The sequence below is a fragment of the Pseudoduganella sp. UC29_106 genome, from assembly GCF_044055365.1.
GTDB lineage: Bacteria > Pseudomonadota > Gammaproteobacteria > Burkholderiales > Burkholderiaceae_D > Rugamonas.
Window position 1 is genome coordinate 1,391,239 of record NZ_CP171977.1, and the last position, 17,177, is coordinate 1,408,415.

Here is a 17,177-nt window from a genome sequence, read left to right on the forward strand (position 1 = left end):
GCATTTTACCGTACGGCGGGGGTTATGACGGGACGAGCATGCCTTTATATAGGATAATTCGTCTTTGCACGTTTTAAAAATCGACCCCGGAGTTTCCTGTATGGAAAATTTATATAATGTGCTCGGTGTCGCGCCCAATGCCTCGGATGAGGAAATCAAGAAGGTCTACCGTTCGCTGGCCATGCGCTTCCATCCGGACCGCAACCAGGAGCCAGGCGCCGACGCGCGCTTCAAAGGCATCGTAAAGGCTTATGAGGTGCTGTCCGATCCGGCCAGGCGCGAAGAGTATAACCAGAGCCTGCACCACCGCATCATCATCGATCCCGAAGCCGAGGCGTATAGCCAGTGGCGGTCGGTGTTCAGCCTGCACGGCGTATCCGTGCCGGCGGCATAGCATACACGGCGGATCAATGATCCGCCCTACGCACCGCGAATAAATCGATTGCGTGTGCGAGGCGCAATAATGTAGGGCGGATCATTGATCCGCCGAATATGAGCAGAGAAACAATGAGCAAAGTACACCACGAGTTCGCCTACCAGGCGCGCGAGTTGGCCGGACAGATCGAAGGTATCCTCGGCGATCCGCCCGACCACAAGAACTACAAGAAGATGCTGGACACCCTGGTGTCCGAATACGCCAACGGCGGCGGCATCGAAGACCTGAACATGATGGCTTTCGCGCTGGTCGACGTGATCGAGTTCCACGACCCGAAAGCCGTGCTGAAGGACGCCGAAGACTTCGAGTATGGCGACCCGGCGCGCGTGTTCGGGGCCGCATCCTGCCCCGATGGCGCCGCAGCGAAGATGCTGCAAGCGATTGAAGAGAATCACCCGGACCTGGGCCGCCAGGCGATTATCACAGCCTTCCTCCACAAGCATCCGCGCATGTGGGATGAAAGAGGATACCTCCCTCGACCAGTTGGCCGAGGGCGATGAAGGCGATGACGAATACGAGGACGAAAGCGTGAGCGACGATTTCGCCCAGATCTTTGACCAGGGAGAGGAGTAAGCGATGTCCGATAAAAATCTGCCGGCAATCAGCAAGCAGGTCACCGAACTCGTATTGGCCGGCTCGCTGGAGCATGCCGAGAAAGCCTTTGCCGAAGCGGCCGAGACGCACGGCGACCTGGCCGTAATCGAAGTGCTGCAGAATATTCCGCCGCACGTGACGGCGCTGCATATGTCCGGCTTCGACGGCGGCAAGCTGTCGCTGGCCACGCTGCTCGTGCCGCCCAAGCAGTGGGCGGAGAGCCTGGCCTACCTGGCCGCGACCTGGTCGGACGATATGATCGAGGATGATCCCGAGCGCATCGCCGAATCGCTGTTCGCGCATGTTCACGGCGTGGTGTTCGGCACCGAGGATGAAGAGCGCCGCGTGGAGCTGCTGAAGGAAGCGTCGGCCACGGACTGGGGCTGCACGGCGTTTGCCATCCTGTTCTCGATGGCGCCGCGCGAGGTGCTGGAAGTGGCGGGCGAGGTGATCTCGAAGGGCGCTTACCTGACCGGACAGACCGCGGCCGATAACGATGTGGTGCCGCTGGCGGTAGCGCTGGCCCAGGCCAATGAAGATGGCTGGGACCGCGCGCTGTTCGAACTGTTCCCGGAATTCCGCCACAGCGCCGACCTGGCCGATGCGGAGTTCAGCGACGATCCGGATGAAGAGCCGGAACACCTGCAACGCACGACCAAAGAGCTGCTGTACCGCCTGCGCAAGCAGGTGCCGACGACGCGCAGCGCAACGGGCAAGGAACGTCCGCGCCGCTCCATCGGTACGGGGATCTTCAACTGATGCTGCCGGCACTCGTACAAGAAAACCTGCCGCGGCTGACGCGCGCGATCAAGCTGCTGCCGGGCGATCCGCGTCCGGATGCCGCCGTGGTCCTGGCCGAGGAACTGGCCACCATCACGGCCAACGTGGCGGACAAGTTCACCAACAACCGCACGGCGGAAGGCATCCAGAAGGCCATCAATCTGACGGTAGGTGGCGTGTCGCTTGGCCTGGAGCAGTTGCTGGCCGTGGACAGCGACCAGGCCGCGCTGGACTTCCTGGTGGAGCAGGGGCCGGAGGCGGCGTTCCAGGCGGGCTTCCGCCAGCTGAAGGAATTGTCCGCCATGCCGGAAGATACGCTGATCGGCGAGTACGACGCGGACCCGGTCTACGCCCAGCGCCGCCTGCGCGACCTGTTCTTCGATATCTGCTTCACTGATCCGAACCAGAACTGGAATGGTGTGTCCCGGTTCCAGCAGCAGCTGGCACAGCGCCATGAGGTGCAGGCGGTAGTGCGGCTGGCGAACTGGCTGCGCCGCCATCATTCGGAAGGCGCGATCAAGGATGAGGATCTGAATGCGGAAGGGGTGATTGCGCTGGCCATCATCTTCGCCGTCGAAGGCAAGGGACGCATCGTGGCCCGCACGGGGCAGAAGGAGTTCGAACGCTTCGTGAAGGCGGTGCGCAAGGATAAGCCGGATTTCGAGGCGGGATGGGAGCAGCTCTTGGCGCTGGTGCCGGCGCAGCATCATGCGGTGCTGATGAATCGGATCGATTTGTACCGGCGCACTTGCACCGTGCTGCAGAAGATTCCGGGGCGGTCGGCGATGAAGACGCTGTTTGCGGATCTGGAAAATTACGCGGGCTCGGAGCTCGAAGCCGACTACGACTGAGCATACACGGCGGATCAATGATCCGCCCTACAGCCCCTTCGGGGCCAAAACCGTTGTCATCGGCCGGGGGGCAAAACCATGATCCGTCGAGGTGCGTAGGGCGGATCATTGATCCGCCGTGCGTGCGGCCCCGCGGCGCACGCCCCGATCACGCGGCCGTGCTGCCTGCCTCCTCCCGCGCCAACGCCACAAACGCCTCCACCAACGCCGACCGATCGTCCCGCCGCTGCGCCAGCAACAACGACGTCGCCGCCGCCGGATCATCGAGGTGCCGGTACGCCACCCCCTCCATATGAATGCTGTTGAAAGGACTCGGCAGCACCGACACCCCAATCCCCGCCGCCACCAGCCCGATGATGGTGGACGCCTCCCCAGCCTCCATCGCAATCTGCGGCACAAACCCCGCTGCGCGGCACAGGCGGAAGATCTGGAAATAAATCCCGGTCCCAGCCTCCTTCGGATACATCACGAACGGCAGCCCCTCCAGATCCTTGATGCGTACCTTGCGCTTGCGTGCCAGAGGCGAATCCGAAGGCAGGATCAACAGCAACGGATCGTCGCGCAAATGCGCCAGCTCCAGCGCATCCTGCACCGCCACCTCGGGCGGACGCACAAATCCCAGGTCCATCTTGCGCGTCTCGATCGCCTCCAGCTGGTGTAGGGTCGCCATCTCGTGCAAGGTCAGCGACACATGCGGATACAGCTGCCGATAGCGCTTGATCACCTTCGCGAACAAGGGCGTGAACGGCGTCGAAAAGGTGAAGCCGACGCGCAGCTCGCCCGCCTCGCCGCGCTGCGCCCGCCGCGCCGTAACCACCGCGCGCTCGGACTGCGCCAGGATCTGCCGCGCGTCCTCCAGGAATAGCTTGCCCGCTTCGGTGAGCCTCACCCAGCGCTTGCTGCGCTCCAAAAGGCGCGCGCCGACTTCCGCTTCCAGGGCCTGGATTTGCTGGCTGAGGGGAGGCTGTCCGATGTGCAGCCGTTCGGCCGCGCGCGTGAAGCTGAGTTCTTCGGCGACGGCGACGAAGTAGCGCAGGTGACGTAATTCCATGGGTGTTATCTGTTTAAGCGATTAATAACTCCTAAAATATATATTGGACAGTATTAATGGGCAATCCTAAGATGATTCCCATGAATACCACTGCCATCACCGCCGGATCACCTGAATTCAAGCGCACCAACCGCGCGCTGTTCTTCGGCGGCTTTTCCTGTTTTGCATTGTTGTACTGTGTACAACCGCTGCTGCCCCTGCTGGGGCATGAGTTTTCGCTGACGCCGGCGCAGGCAAGCCTGTCGCTGTCGATTTCCACTGGCGCCCTGGCCATTTCGCTGCTGGCGTCCAGCTTTGTTTTCAGACCGCATGGGGCGCAAGCCCCTGATGGTTGCCGCCATGATGATCGCGGCCGTGATGACCGTACTGTGCGCCTTCGCGCAGAATTATGGGCAGCTGCTGGTCATGCGCGCGCTGCTTGGGCTGGCGCTGGGCGGCATGCCGGCAATTGCGATGGCTTATCTGTCTGAAGAGATCGAGCCAACGTCGCTGGGTTTGTCGATGGGCCTCTATATTTCGGGCAGCGCGTTCGGCGGCATGCTGGGGCGCATGCTGACTTCCGTGCTCAGTGACTTCCTCAACTGGCGCGTGGCGCTGGGCGTGATGGGCGTGGCCGGCGTGCTGGCGGCGCTGGAATTCTGGCGCAGCCTGCCGGCGTCGCGCCGCTTCCGTCCTGCCGATGGTGGACTCTCTGCAGTGGCTAACGGCGCCCGCCGCCACTTCACGGATGACGGCCTGCCATGGCTGTTCGCACTGGCCTTCCTGTTGATGGGCTGCTTCATCAGCGCCTACAACTACATCGGCTACCGCCTGCTCGGTGCCCCATTCAGCCTGCGCCAGAGCGTGGTGGGCGGCATCTCGCTGCTTTACCTGCTGGGCATCTTCAGCTCTGTCTGGGCGGGCCGGCTGGCGGACAAGTTCGGCCGCCGCGGCGTGCTGTGGATGATGCTGTCCGTGATGATGACCGGGCTGCTGCTGACGCTGTCCGGTGCGCTGGGTCTGATTGTGCTGGGCATGGCCCTGTTCACCTTCGGCTTTTTCGCCTCGCACTCGATCGCCAGCAGCTGGATCGGCCGCCGCGCCCGCGCGCCGCAGGCACTGGCGTCCGCGCTCTACCTGTTCTTCTACTACCTCGGCTCCAGCGTGGTCGGCTGGCTGTGCGGCCTGGTGTGGGCGCACCGCGGCTGGCCTGGCGTTGTCGCGCTGCTCGCCAGCCTGCTCGCCGGCGCGCTGCTCATCGCCCTCCGTCTGCGCACCCTGACGCCGCTGGCGTCCGCCACGCCCGCCCTGGCCACCTGACGTGTAAGGAATCCTGCCGCCGCCAGACCAAGTAATATGAACCTGGGAGGCGATCATGGAATTCGGGGCGGCGTGGGCGTTGGCGGTAGTGGCGGCGGGAGCAGGAGCGGGCACCTGCACGGTGCAGAGCCCCGGCGCACCGGGTGGCGCTGGTGGAGTTGTATACGTCGGAGGGTTGCAGCAGCTGTCCGCCGGCGGACAAGTATCTGGGCGAGCTGCAGGCGAGCGACAAGCTGGTGCCGTTGGCGCTGCATGTCGATTACTGGAATTATCTGGGCTGGAAAGATCCCTACGCACGCGCCACGTTCACGGAACGTCAGCGCTGGCTCAGCGACCTCGCGCGTTCGCGCACTATCTATACTCCTGAACTCTTTGTCGGTGGACGCGAGTTGCGCTCCTGGCCGGGCGGCGTCGCGGCGGCCGTGGAGCGCGTGAATGCCCAGCCGGCGGGGGCGCAGATCAATATCAGCATCGGGAGGCCGCAGGCGGGCGCGCTGCCGCTTGAGGTGCGGGCCAGCGCGCCGCGCGGCGGCAAGCTGCACGTGGCGGTGACGGAGGATGGCTTGAGCAACCAGGTCGTCGCCGGCGAGAACCGGGGCAGGGTGCTGCGGCATGAGCACGTGGTGCGCGAGTGGCTGGCGCCGGTGCCTGTCGCGGCGGGCGGCACGGGCGGTGTGGCGCAGGCGGTGTCGCTGCCGGCGGGCGTGAATGCGGACAGGCTGGCGGTGGTGGCTTTCGTACAGACCACTGAGGGCGAAGTGTTGCAGGCTGCGTCACTTAAGGTTTGCAAGCGTTGAGCTAGCTCAAACGTGGCTGAACGGCCGGGAACCGGGCAGGGGGACGAATCTCAAATCATGATCGGCGCACGACGTGCCGCTTTCGCATGGGAGGGGATCATGATGCACGATAACGAGATTCGCAGCCGCTTGAACAGCCTTCAGCTGGCGGTGAGCCAGGCGGCGCAGCATATGTCCGCGGAACGGAACCTGACCGGGGAGTTGCGCGAATATATCCAGAAGCTGGATCGGCGGTCGGATGATATCAGCGAAATTCTCGCCAGCCAGGATTTTGAGAATGTGCCACGATTGGTGGACGATATGGAGTTGCTCGGGGCGCGGGCGCGGCGGTGTTGCAGTAATGGAGTGCCGGTGACGCAGGAGTTGCGGGCGGCGGTGAATCATATGCACAGTGAGTTGTTTGATTTTAAGTTGCACCTTCACTGAGCTGCGGCGGATCAATGATCCGCCCTACGCCGCGCGGCGGATCAAAGTGGTCCACCGGGCGTCGCGTGGCGGATCGAGGCGGCCCTCGCGATGCGGCGTCGGGACGCGGCTTAGATGGCGCCGGTGGCGCGGAGGGAGGCGATATCGTCGGCGCTGCGCCCGAGGACTTCGCGCAGGACTTCTTCCGTATGCTGCCCGAGCAGCGGCGGGGCGACGTTGGTCTCGGCCGGGCTGGCGGAAAGGCGCATCGGGTTGCGCACCAGCTTGACCTTGCCCGCCGTCGGATGCGGCGCCTCAACAACCATGCCGCGTGCCTGCACCTGCGGATTCTGGAACACATCGTGCAGGTCGTTGATCGGTCCGCAAGGCACGCCAACGGCTTCCAGTTGCTCGATCCACCAGTCGCGCGGCCGTGCTTTTACCATCTCGGCCAGGATGGGCACCAGTTCATCCCGGTTCTGCACGCGCAGGGGATTGGTGGCGTAGCGCTCATGGAAAGCCAGGTCCGAACGTCCGCCCACTTCAACGAATTTCTGGTACTGCCCATCATTGCCGGTAGCGACGATGATATAGCCGTCCGAGCAGGCAAAGGTCTGGTAGGGGACGATGTTAGCGTGGGCATTGCCCCAGCGCTTTGGCGGCTTGCCGCTGTTCAGATAGTTCGAGCCCATGTTCGCCAGCATCGCCACCTGCACATCCAGCAGCGCCATATCGATGTACTGACCTTCGCCCGTCCGGTCGCGATGGGTGAGGGCGGCCAGGATGGCAATAGTGGAGTACATGCCCGTCATCAGGTCGGTCAGCGCCACACCGGCTTTCTGCGGACCGCCGCCCGGCAGGTCATCGCGCTCGCCGGTCACGGACATCAGCCCGCCCATGCCCTGGATCAGGAAGTCGTAGCCCGCGCGGTGGGCGTAAGGACCATCCTGGCCGAAGCCTGTTACGGAGCAGTAAACCAGGTCCGGCTTGACGGCCTTCAGCGAATCGTAATCGAGACCGTATTTTTTCAGCTGGCCGACCTTGTAGTTCTCCAGCACGACGTCCGAATGCTTTGCGAGTTCGCGGATCAGCGCCTGCCCCTCCGGCTTCGAGATATCGACCGTCACCGAACGCTTGCCGCGGTTGGCGGACAGGTAGTAAGCCGCTTCGGTGGTATCGGTGCCGGCCGCATCCTTGGCATATGGCGGACCCCAGGCGCGCGTATCGTCGCCAGCGCCGGGACGCTCGATCTTGATCACGTCCGCGCCAAGGTCCGCCAGGTTCTGCGAACACCAGGGACCGGCCAGCACGCGGCTCAGATCCAGTACGCGAATATGTCCAAGGGCCTTTGGCATCATGTTGTCTGTTCCATACTAAATTCAGGGAGCGTTAGCTTAACGCATTCAGCCGTGGTAGTGTTTTAAACCATGTGGCCCTATCCGAAAATTGTCGCGCACCGTGGCGGCGGCACGCTGGCGCCGGAGAATACGATTGCCGGCTTGCGCGCCGGTCTGGCTTACGGTTTCCATGCAGTGGAATTTGACGTCATGCTGTCCAAGGACGGCATCGGCGTGGTCGTTCACGACCCGGAATTTGGACGCACCATTTTCGGGCAGGGCAGGGTGGCTGATCACACGGCCGCCGAACTGGCGCGCATGGACGCGGGCCGCTGGCTCAAGCCGGAATTCCGCGGCGAGCCGGTGCCGCTGTTCCTGGAGTTTGTCGACTACTGCAAGGCCCACCGGATCTGGATGAATATCGAGATCAAGCCGTCCGAAGGGCAGGAGGCGACGACGGGGCGCTGGGTGGCGCAGACGACGCGGCTGCGCTTTGCGGCCGAAGTGGCGGTGGGGGATCCGGCGCAGTTGCCGCTGCTGTCTTCGTTCAGCATGGAAGCGCTGGCGGCGGCGCGCGATGCGGCGCCCGATGTGCCGAGGGCTTGTCTTTTTGATCAGCTGCCGGGGAATTGGGCTCACATTGCGAGCGAGCTGGGGGCTGTTGCCATTCATACCAATCATAAGCACCTGTCGCCGGCCACTGCGCGGGCAGTCAAGGAAGCTGGATTCGGGCTGTTTTGTTATACCGTCAACGAACCGAAGCGAGGACGCGAGATTCTCGGCTGGGGCGTGGACGGCTTCTGCACTGACCGCATCGATCTGATCGCGCCTACTTTCGCCTAGAACCCAAAGCAGACCCAGGTGGCAGGCACGATGTGCCAGCCACCTGGCATGGGCCACCTGCTTTTCGGTTCTGGGTTCACGTATAATCAACCCTTTGCACCAGCTTGCAACCTAATCCAATACGACATGAAATCTGCTGAAATTCGCGAAAAGTTCCTGAAGTTCTTCGAATCCAAGGGTCACACGATTGTCCGTTCCAGCCCGCTGGTGCCAGGCAATGACCCGACCATGCTGCTGACGAACTCCGGCATGGTGCAGTTCAAGGATGTGTTCCTCGGCCTGGACACCCGCCCTTACTCCCGTGCCACGACCGTGCAGCGCTGCGTGCGCGCCGGCGGCAAGCACAACGACCTGGAGAACGTGGGCTACACCGCGCGCCACCACACCTTCTTCGAAATGCTGGGCAACTTCAGCTTCGGCGATTACTTCAAGCGCGACGCGATCCAGTACGCCTGGGAGCTGCTGACCAAGGTTTATCAGCTGCCGGCCGATAAGCTGACCGTCACCGTCTACCAGGAAGACGACGAAGCCTACGATATCTGGGCCAACGAAATCGGCGTGCCGCGCGAACGCATCATCCGTATTGGCGACAACAAGGGCGCGCGCTACGCGTCCGACAACTTCTGGCAGATGGCCGACACCGGCCCTTGCGGTCCCTGCACCGAGATCTTCTACGACCACGGCCCGGATATCTGGGGCGGTCCTCCAGGCTCGCCAGAAGAAGACGGCGACCGCTTCATCGAAATCTGGAACCTGGTGTTCATGCAGTTCAACCGCGACGAAGCCGGCAACATGACCAAGCTGCCGAAGCCTTGCGTCGACACCGGCATGGGCATGGAGCGCCTGGCCGCCGTGCTGCAGCACGTGCACTCGAACTACGAGATCGACCTGTTCCAGAACCTGATCAAGGCCGCTGCGCGCGAAACCGGCGCGACCGACCTGGAAAACAAATCGCTACGCGTGATCGCGGACCACATCCGCGCCGCTTCCTTCCTGATCGTCGACGGCATCATCCCGAGCTCGGAAGGCCACGGCTACGTCCTGCGCCGCATCATCCGCCGCGCGCTGCGCCACGGCCACAAACTGGGCCAGGCCAAGCCATTCTTCTACAAGCTGGTGGAAGACCTGAACACCGAAATGGGCGCCGCTTATCCGGAACTGGCTGAAGCCAAGGACCGCGTGGCCCAGGTGCTGAAGGCCGAGGAAGAACGTTTCGGCGAAACCCTGGAACACGGCATGAAGATCCTGGAAGCGCAGCTGGCCAAGGATCCGAAGAACCTGGACGGCGCCACCGCCTTCACCCTGTACGATACCTACGGCTTCCCGCTGGACCTGACCGCGGACATCTGCCGCGAGCGCAACGTGACGCTGGACGAGGCAGGCTTCGACGCCGCCATGGAAAACCAGAAGAAGATCGCCCGCGCCGCCGGCAAGTTCAAGATGGCCGCCAACGTGGAATACAGCGGCGACAAGAACAAGTTCGTCGGCTACGACCAGCTGCTGCACACCTCGAAAGTGATCGCCCTGTACGCCAATGGCGCGCCGGTGCAGGAACTGAAGGCCGGCGAACAGGGCATCGTCGTGCTGGACATCACTCCGTTCTACGCCGAATCCGGCGGCCAGGTCGGCGACCAGGGCCTGATCCAGGCAGCCGGCGCCAAGTTCGCCGTGGAAGACACGCTGAAGATCCAGGCCGACGTGTACGGGCATCACGGTGAAGTGACCTCCGGCGTGCTGAAGGTCGGCGATGAAGTGGGTGCCGAAGTGGACCAGCACCTGCGCGGCCGCACCATCCGCAACCACTCCGCGACCCACCTGATGCACAAGGCCCTGCGCGAAGTGCTGGGCGGCCACGTGGCGCAGAAAGGCTCGCTGGTCGACCCGGACAAGGCCCGTTTCGACTTCAGCCACAACGCGCCGATGACTACCGAGCAGATCGCGCAAGTGGAAGCCATCGTTAACAAGGAAATCCTGGCCAATACCGCGACCGAGTCGCACCACATGTCCTTCGACGACGCAGTGAAGCATGGCGCGATGGCGCTGTTCGGCGAGAAGTACGGCGATGAAGTGCGCGTGATGGACATCGGTACTTCGAAGGAACTGTGCGGCGGTGTGCACGTGCACCGCACCGGCGACATCGGCCTGTTCAAGATCGTGTCCGAAGGCGGCGTGGCGGCAGGTATCCGCCGCGTGGAAGCTGTGACGGGCGAGGGCGCGCTGGCGCTGGTGCAGAACCTGAGCCGCAAGCTGAACGAAGCTGCCGCTGCGCTGAAGTCCAACCCTGAAGAACTGACCGCCAAGATCTCCGGCGTGCAGGACCAGGTGAAGGCGCTGGAAAAGGAGCTGGCTGCACTGAAGTCGAAACTGGCTTCCGGCCAGGGCGACGAACTGGTGACCAAGGCTGTCGATGTGAAAGGCCTGAAAGTGCTGGCTGCCACCATGGAAGGCGCCGACGTGACCGCGCTGCGCGAAACCATGGACAAGCTGAAGGACAAGCTGAAGTCCGCCGCCATCGTGCTGGCCTCCGTCAACGACGGCAAGGTAAGCCTGATCGCCGGCGTGACCCAGGACTCGATCGGCAAGGTGAAAGCCGGCGAACTGGTGAACTTCGTCGCCCAGCAAGTGGGTGGCAAGGGCGGTGGCCGTCCGGACATGGCCCAGGCCGGCGGCACCAATCCTGAAGCCCTGCCCGGCGCTCTCGGTGGCGTTGCAGCATGGGTTGAACAGCGCCTTTAAAATCAATAAAGCCGCGTGCCTTAAGGCGTGCGGCTTGTTAGAAATACAATCGCGTTGTGAGTTTGCAACGATGTACTAACTATTTTGGTGCGGTGCGTCACGCGCTGCGTTTTGGAGTAGTATGTCGTAGAACTAGTAGTAACCAAGTGAGATTTAGATGAGCGACACACTACTTGAACCCGAGACCATGGACTTTCACAAGGACCTCGACGCCAGAGGGCTGAACTGCCCATTGCCGATCCTGAAGGCAAAGAAGGCGCTGGCTGAACTGGAAAGCGGGCAGGTGCTGCGCATTGTTGCAACCGATCCGGGCTCCGTGCGCGACTTCCAGGCTTTCGCCAAGCAGACTGGTAACGCCCTGCTGTCCCACGTGCAGAACGGCACCGAATTCACCTTCCTGATGCAGCGCAAGTAAGCAGCGCGCTAAACCGTATGTATAATTCCGGCAGTGGATATTTTGTCGCCGGATCACGCTTGAAAAACGCACGATCGTGCTATTATTCGACTGGACAAGTTGAATTCAGCATATAATCTAGCCCACCTTTTACTTATCACTTTTTCAAAGGCACACCTATGAAAGTCCTGGTACCTGTCAAGCGCGTCGTCGACTTCAACGTCAAAGTGCGCGTCAAATCCGACGGCACTGGCGTGGATATCGCCAACGTCAAGATGTCGATGAACCCGTTCGACGAGATCGCCGTGGAAGAGGCGACCCGCCTGAAGGAAGCCGGTAAAGTGACCGAAATCGTGGCCGTTTCGGCCGGCGTGACGCAGTGCCAGGAAACCCTGCGTACCGCGATGGCGATCGGCGCCGACCGCGGCATCCTGGTGGAAACTGCGACCGAACTGGAGCCGCTGGCCGTGGCCAAGCTGCTGAAGGCGCTGGCCGACAAGGAACAGCCGCAGCTGATCATCCTGGGCAAGCAGGCGATCGACGACGACTCCAACCAGACCGGCCAGATGCTGGCTGCGCTGCTGGGCTGGCCGCAAGCGACCTTCGCGTCCAAGGTCGTGCTGGAAGACGGCAAGGCAACCGTGACCCGCGAAGTGGACGGCGGCCTGGAAACCCTGGCCCTGACCCTGCCGGCCATCGTCACCACCGACCTGCGCCTGAACGAGCCGCGCTATGTGACCCTGCCGAACATCATGAAGGCGAAGAAGAAGCAGCTGGATACCGTCAAGCCGGAAGACCTGGGCGTCGACGTGACCCCGCGCCTGAAGACCATCAAAGTGACCGAGCCTGCCAAGCGTTCCGCCGGCATCAAGGTGCCGGATGCAGCGACCCTGGTGGCCAAGCTGCGCACTGAAGCAAAAGTCATCTAATTCAGGCTAACTCAAAGGATTCTCCATCATGGTCGCACTCGTAATCGCAGAACACGACAACGCAAGCCTGAAAGGCTCCACCCACCACACCGTGACCGCAGCCGTACAATGCGGCGGTGAAGTACACGTGCTGGTTGCAGGCTCCGGCTCCGGCGCCGCCGCAGAAGCCGCCGCGCAGATCGCCGGCGTCACCAAGGTGCTGCACGCCGATGCCGCCCAATTTGCGGACGGCCTGGCCGAAAACGTGGCCGAGCAGATCCTGGCGATCGCCGGCAACTACTCGCACATCCTGGCGCCGGCAACCGCCTACGGCAAAAACATCCTGCCGCGCGTTGCCGCCAAGCTGGACGTGGCCCAGATCTCCGAAATCACCAAGGTCGATGCGCCGGACACCTTCGAGCGTCCGATCTACGCCGGCAACGCGATCGCCTACGTGCAATCGTCGGACAAGATCAAGGTCATCACCGTCCGCACCACCGGTTTCGATTCCGCAGCCTCCACCGGCGGTTCCGCTGCCGTGGAAAGCCTGGCAGCCGTTGCCGATTCCGGCAAGTCCGCCTTCGTCAGCCGCGAAGTGGCCAAGTCCGACCGTCCGGAACTGACCGCCGCCAAGATCATCGTTTCCGGCGGCCGCGGTATCGGCTCCGCCGAAAACTTCAAGGTCCTGGAACCGCTGGCCGACAAGCTGAACGCCGCCATGGGCGCCTCCCGCGCCGCCGTGGACGCAGGCTTCGTGCCGAACGACTGGCAGGTCGGCCAGACCGGCAAGATCGTCGCTCCGTCGCTGTACATCGCCGTCGGCATCTCCGGCGCGATCCAGCACCTGGCCGGCATGAAGGACTCCAAGACCATCGTCGCCATCAACAAGGATCCGGAAGCGCCGATCTTCTCCGTGGCCGACTACGGCATCGTGGGCGACCTGTTCGAAGTCGTGCCGCAACTGGTAAAAGAACTCGGTTAAAACCACCAGCTTGAACCGGGTGTCTGCCACATCGTGGCAGACACCTGCTTCACGCCTTTGGTTTTGAGATAGAAGCGGCCCTTCCGCTTTGGAGACATAGATGAGCTATCAAGCCCCAATGAAAGACATGCTGTTCGTGATGAACGAACTGGCCAACCTGTCCGGCGTGAGCGCGCTGCCGGGCTGCGAGGACGCAACGCCGGAAACCGCGGAAGCCGTGCTCGAAGAAAATGCAAAGTTCGTCAGCGGCGTGATCGCGCCGCTCAAATCACGAGGGCGACAAGGCGCCCAGCTCCTGGGCTGATGGCAAGGTAACGACCTCCAAGGGTTTCAAGGAAGCGTTCAAGCAGTTTGGTGAAGCAGGCTGGCAAGGCCTGCAGCACCCGACCGATTTCGGCGGCCAGGGCTTGCCGAAGCTGGTAGGCACGCCATGCGTGGAAATGCTGCACGGCTCCAACCTGTCCTTCGCGCTGGTCGCGCTGCTGACCGACGGCGCCATCGAAGCGCTGCTGACTGCAGGTACCGATGAGCAGAAAGCCCAGTACCTGGAGCCGCTGATCACCGGCAAATGGACTGGCACCATGAACCTGACCGAACCGCAAGCCGGTTCCGACCTGGCCGCCGTGCGCTCGCGCGCCGTGCCGCAGGGCGACGGTTCGTACAAGATTTCCGGCACCAAGATTTTCATCACCTACGGTGAGCACGACATGGCCGAGAACATCATCCATCTCGTGCTGGCGCGCACTCCCGATGCGCCACCGGGCGTGAAGGGCATCTCGCTGTTCATCGTGCCGAAGTTCATGGTCAATGCAGATGGCTCGCTGGGCGAGCGCAATGACGTGCACTGCGTGTCGATCGAACACAAGCTGGGCATCAAGGCTTCGCCGACCGCCGTGCTGCAGTTCGGCGACCATGGCGGCGCCACCGGCTACCTGGTGGGCGAAGAAAACCGCGGCCTGGAATACATGTTCATCATGATGAACGCGGCCCGCTTCGGCGTCGGCATGCAGGGCGTGGGCATTGCGGAACGCGCTTACCAGCAGGCCGTCAACTTCGCCAAGGAGCGCGTGCAGTCGAAGGACCTGGCGGGTTCGCCGGCGCCTGTGACCATCATCAACCACCCGGACGTGCGCCGCATGCTGATGTCCATGCGCGCCCAGATCGAAGGCGCCCGTGCACTGGCCTACGTTGCCGCGGGCATCTACGACCACGCACACCACGCCGCCGATGCCGATGAGCGCGCAACGAACCAGGCGATCTATGAATTCCTGGTGCCGATCGTGAAGGGCTGGTCGACCGAGATGTCGGAGAATGTCACCCGCGACGGCGTGCAGGTGCACGGCGGCATGGGCTTCATCGAGGAAACCGGCGCTGCGCAGCACTACCGCGATTCCAAGATCCTGACCATCTACGAAGGCACGACCGCCATCCAGGCGAACGACCTGGTGGGCCGCAAGACCTTGCGCGACGGTGGCGCTGTAGCCAAGGGCCTGATCGCCGAAGCCCGCGCCACCGCTGCCTCCCTGGCCGACGCGCAGGGCGCCGATTTCGCGGCGATCCGCAAGCAGCTGGAGCAGGGCCTGAATGATCTGTCCGATGTGGTGGACTTCGTGGTCAACAACACGAAGAGCGACATCAAGGCTGTCTTCGCGGGCTCCGTGCTGTACCTGAAGCTGGCCGGCGTCGTGCTGGGCGGCTGGCAGATGGCGCGCGCTGCACTGGTCGCGCAGCAGAAGCTGGACGCAGGCAGCGGCGATGCGGCCTTCTACAAGGCCAAAATCACCACCGCACGCTTCTTTGCTGAACACATCCTGTCGCAGTCGTCCTCACTGCGCACCGCCATCGTCGAAGGCAGCGCCGGCGTGCTCGGTCTGCCGGAAGATCAGTTCTGATCAGGGCTTAACCTTGTCGAGGGCGGCGATTTCATAGTCGCCGTCATCGACGAGGCGCTCGCCGCCGGGAAATTTGCGGCGTAGTGATGGTCCAATCCATCTCCTTGAACTGCGCAATCACATCATCGAGCCACATGGCGTTGATCAGGTTGTGGTGCAGCAGTATCACCTGAGCGATATCCCGTCCCTGGAGTTTTTGCGACAGCTCGCGGTAGGCGGCGCGGATCGCTGACGTCGGCATTAGCGTCAGCGCGCAGCGTGGCGACCAGGCGCTCGTTGAGCCGCCAGTCGCTGGTATCGAGACTGACGTAAGCATTGCGATAACCTTGCTCGCTCAGGAATGCGCGCATGCCATCGCGCTTCTCCGGCGTATTCCCTTCACGAAGAAAAGTAAGCCGGGCAGGGTGCTGATGATCCTGTCGCAGTCAAGCAGCAGCTGCTCGTATTGCGCTAACTCGGTCTTGTGCAGGTCCGGGTGCGTCATCGTATGGTTGCCTCTCCAGCGCCGCCAGCATGGCCGCGTTGCGCCGCGCGGTGCTCATGCGTGGAGTGGCTTCCATGTTTGGATCGTCATCGAAGGTGAAAGCTACCGACTGTGCATGTGCGTTGACGGTGCAAGCCAATGCGATGGCGGCCGCAATGCGGACCAGGTTAATGCACACTCCATTTCCTCCTCATGCATTCGCAGTTCATCCGCCTTGCTGGCGATTGAACCCTCAAAACTGACCATTCGTCGTTTCCGGCTGTGAACCGGCAGTTTCCTTTGCTACCTTAAGACCGTTCCCGCACATTAAAGAGATGCGGGAGCGCCCAGGCAACCAATCGGAAGAGATGATGAAAAAAGTTCTGTTCAGCGCTCTGGCGGCGCTCGCCCTCGCCAGCACAGGAGCTGCGTATGCAGCTGACGACTACCGGCTAAAGCCCGGCGAGTTCGAGAGTTTCGGCTATGGCTACAACCTGAGCACAGGGGACAAGGTCTACTTTTCCCAGCAAGGCAAGCAGCGCTTCTTCGTGCAGCTGGACAGCCAGAAGCGCGAGCGCATGTATGCCAGGTCCAAGGGCGTGTTCATAACCCAGAGCGGGGCCCGCGTGGAGTTCTCGGAGCAGGGCTTCGACGTCACGATTACTAACTTCGAGCTGATGTCACAGGCGGTTGCGCGGCAGGGACTGAAGAATATTGAGGTAGCCAGCCGCTGAGATTGCGGCGGCGTAGCTGAAGCGTCGTATAGTATCCATCACGGAGGCAATGATGGATATTTCGACGCTTTTAATCTTTGTGCCGGCCTGCTTCGCCCTGAACATGGCGCCGGGGCCGAATAACCTGCTATCGGTCAGCAATGCGACGCGCTATGGCTTCAGGCGCTCGTGCAGCGCAGGTGCGGGACGATTGCTGGCGTTCATGGGCATGATCGCGCTGGCGTCGGCGGGGCTGGCCGTGGTGCTGCATGCGTCCGAGCTACTGTTCTACGGGATCAAGACGGCGGGCGCGCTCTACCTGTTCTATCTGGCATGGCAGTTGTGGCGCGCGCAGCCGGGAGGGGAGGGCGCGCCAGCGCAGGCGAGCGTTGGATGGTGGCGCCTGGCGCGGCAGGAGTTCCTGGTGGCCGCGGGGAACCCCAAAGCCATCCTGATCTTCACGGCCTTCCTGCCGCAGTTCGTGGATCCGAATCGCCCGATGGCGCCGCAGTTTGCCGTGCTGGGCGCGCTGTTCCTCGTCCTGGAAGTAGTGGCGATGGCGATCTATTCGTGGATGGGCGCGCGGATGCGCCACTGGATCACGCAGCCGCGCGGCAAGCGCATCTTCAACCGCAGTTGCGCGGGATTGCTGGCCGGCGCGGGACTCGGCCTGCTGCTGTCGCGCCGCAGCTAGGC

Annotated in this window: 18 protein-coding genes and 1 pseudogene; 15 read left to right on the forward strand and 4 right to left on the reverse strand. The window is 62.6% G+C overall.

From position 1 onward, the window contains the following. Positions 1 to 100: 100 nt before the first annotated feature. The 4 genes from ACHMW6_RS07420 (at position 101) to ACHMW6_RS07435 (ending at position 2,661) form a co-directional block, all read left to right on the forward strand. Positions 101 to 394, forward strand: a complete 294-nt coding sequence (locus ACHMW6_RS07420; protein WP_395406471.1) for a DnaJ domain-containing protein — start codon at positions 101 to 103, stop codon at positions 392 to 394. A 113-nt stretch (positions 395 to 507) separates the two neighbouring features. After that, the gene (locus ACHMW6_RS07425; RefSeq protein WP_395406472.1) at positions 508 to 936 is read left to right on the forward strand and encodes a hypothetical protein; all 429 of its coding nucleotides are present in this window, start codon (positions 508 to 510) and stop codon (positions 934 to 936) included. A 76-nt stretch (positions 937 to 1,012) separates the two neighbouring features. Continuing rightward, the gene (locus ACHMW6_RS07430) at positions 1,013 to 1,789 is read left to right on the forward strand and encodes a hypothetical protein (RefSeq protein WP_395406473.1); all 777 of its coding nucleotides are present in this window, start codon (positions 1,013 to 1,015) and stop codon (positions 1,787 to 1,789) included. Then, entirely contained in the window at positions 1,789 to 2,661 is an 873-nt protein-coding gene (locus tag ACHMW6_RS07435; protein ID WP_395406474.1) for a hypothetical protein, read from the forward strand. Before ACHMW6_RS07430 ends, ACHMW6_RS07435 begins: the two co-directional genes overlap by 1 nt. Positions 2,662 to 2,809: 148 nt before the next feature. On the opposite strand, the gene ACHMW6_RS07440 is transcribed toward ACHMW6_RS07435, so the two are convergent. Together ACHMW6_RS07440 and ACHMW6_RS07445 are read right to left on the reverse strand one after the other, a co-directional pair. Next, the gene (locus ACHMW6_RS07440) at positions 2,810 to 3,712 is read right to left on the reverse strand and encodes a LysR substrate-binding domain-containing protein (protein ID WP_395406475.1); all 903 of its coding nucleotides are present in this window, start codon (positions 3,710 to 3,712) and stop codon (positions 2,810 to 2,812) included. A gap of 31 nt (positions 3,713 to 3,743) precedes the next feature. After that, the gene (locus ACHMW6_RS07445; protein ID WP_395406476.1) at positions 3,744 to 3,971 is read right to left on the reverse strand and encodes a hypothetical protein; all 228 of its coding nucleotides are present in this window, start codon (positions 3,969 to 3,971) and stop codon (positions 3,744 to 3,746) included. A gap of 50 nt (positions 3,972 to 4,021) precedes the next feature. On the opposite strand from ACHMW6_RS07445, the gene ACHMW6_RS07450 reads away from it, so the two are divergent. From ACHMW6_RS07450 to ACHMW6_RS07460, 3 genes are all read left to right on the forward strand, one after another. Further along, positions 4,022 to 5,011: an MFS transporter gene (locus ACHMW6_RS07450; RefSeq protein WP_395406477.1), complete on the forward strand. Its 990-nt coding sequence runs from the start codon at positions 4,022 to 4,024 to the stop codon at positions 5,009 to 5,011. A gap of 152 nt (positions 5,012 to 5,163) precedes the next feature. Continuing rightward, the gene (locus tag ACHMW6_RS07455) at positions 5,164 to 5,808 is read left to right on the forward strand and encodes a DUF1223 domain-containing protein (protein ID WP_395406478.1); all 645 of its coding nucleotides are present in this window, start codon (positions 5,164 to 5,166) and stop codon (positions 5,806 to 5,808) included. A gap of 99 nt (positions 5,809 to 5,907) precedes the next feature. Beyond that, entirely contained in the window at positions 5,908 to 6,234 is a 327-nt protein-coding gene (locus tag ACHMW6_RS07460; RefSeq protein ID WP_395406479.1) for a hypothetical protein, read from the forward strand. Between the two features lie 110 nt (positions 6,235 to 6,344). On the opposite strand, the gene ACHMW6_RS07465 is transcribed toward ACHMW6_RS07460, so the two are convergent. Further along, entirely contained in the window at positions 6,345 to 7,571 is a 1,227-nt protein-coding gene (locus tag ACHMW6_RS07465; protein ID WP_395406480.1) for a CaiB/BaiF CoA transferase family protein, read from the reverse strand. 69 nt (positions 7,572 to 7,640) lie between these two features. Here ACHMW6_RS07465 and ugpQ point away from each other — a divergent pair, with 69 nt between their 5' ends. From ugpQ to ACHMW6_RS07495, 6 genes and pseudogenes are all read left to right on the forward strand, one after another. Continuing rightward, positions 7,641 to 8,393, forward strand: a complete 753-nt coding sequence (gene ugpQ / locus ACHMW6_RS07470) for a glycerophosphodiester phosphodiesterase (RefSeq protein WP_395406481.1) — start codon at positions 7,641 to 7,643, stop codon at positions 8,391 to 8,393. Between the two features lie 126 nt (positions 8,394 to 8,519). Continuing rightward, positions 8,520 to 11,129, forward strand: a complete 2,610-nt coding sequence (alaS, locus tag ACHMW6_RS07475) for an alanine--tRNA ligase (protein WP_395406482.1) — start codon at positions 8,520 to 8,522, stop codon at positions 11,127 to 11,129. Between the two features lie 157 nt (positions 11,130 to 11,286). Beyond that, positions 11,287 to 11,544, forward strand: coding sequence for a sulfurtransferase TusA family protein (locus ACHMW6_RS07480; protein ID WP_395406483.1), 258 nt, complete (start codon positions 11,287 to 11,289; stop codon positions 11,542 to 11,544). 158 nt (positions 11,545 to 11,702) lie between these two features. Next, the gene (locus ACHMW6_RS07485) at positions 11,703 to 12,452 is read left to right on the forward strand and encodes an electron transfer flavoprotein subunit beta/FixA family protein (RefSeq protein WP_395406484.1); all 750 of its coding nucleotides are present in this window, start codon (positions 11,703 to 11,705) and stop codon (positions 12,450 to 12,452) included. A gap of 28 nt (positions 12,453 to 12,480) precedes the next feature. Continuing rightward, entirely contained in the window at positions 12,481 to 13,413 is a 933-nt protein-coding gene (locus ACHMW6_RS07490; protein WP_395406485.1) for an electron transfer flavoprotein subunit alpha/FixB family protein, read from the forward strand. 100 nt (positions 13,414 to 13,513) lie between these two features. Continuing rightward, positions 13,514 to 15,305 (forward strand): annotated as a pseudogene (locus tag ACHMW6_RS07495) (acyl-CoA dehydrogenase). 43 nt (positions 15,306 to 15,348) lie between these two features. Here the strand turns inward: ACHMW6_RS07495 and ACHMW6_RS07500 are convergent. Continuing rightward, the gene (locus ACHMW6_RS07500) at positions 15,349 to 15,546 is read right to left on the reverse strand and encodes a hypothetical protein (RefSeq protein WP_395406486.1); all 198 of its coding nucleotides are present in this window, start codon (positions 15,544 to 15,546) and stop codon (positions 15,349 to 15,351) included. 593 nt (positions 15,547 to 16,139) lie between these two features. Here ACHMW6_RS07500 and ACHMW6_RS07505 point away from each other — a divergent pair. Both ACHMW6_RS07505 and ACHMW6_RS07510 read left to right on the forward strand, forming a co-directional pair. Beyond that, complete coding sequence (locus ACHMW6_RS07505; RefSeq protein ID WP_395406487.1) at positions 16,140 to 16,502, forward strand: hypothetical protein; 363 nt, start codon at positions 16,140 to 16,142, stop codon at positions 16,500 to 16,502. A 52-nt stretch (positions 16,503 to 16,554) separates the two neighbouring features. Continuing rightward, entirely contained in the window at positions 16,555 to 17,175 is a 621-nt protein-coding gene (locus tag ACHMW6_RS07510; protein WP_395408556.1) for a LysE family translocator, read from the forward strand. Positions 17,176 to 17,177: the final 2 nt, after the last annotated feature.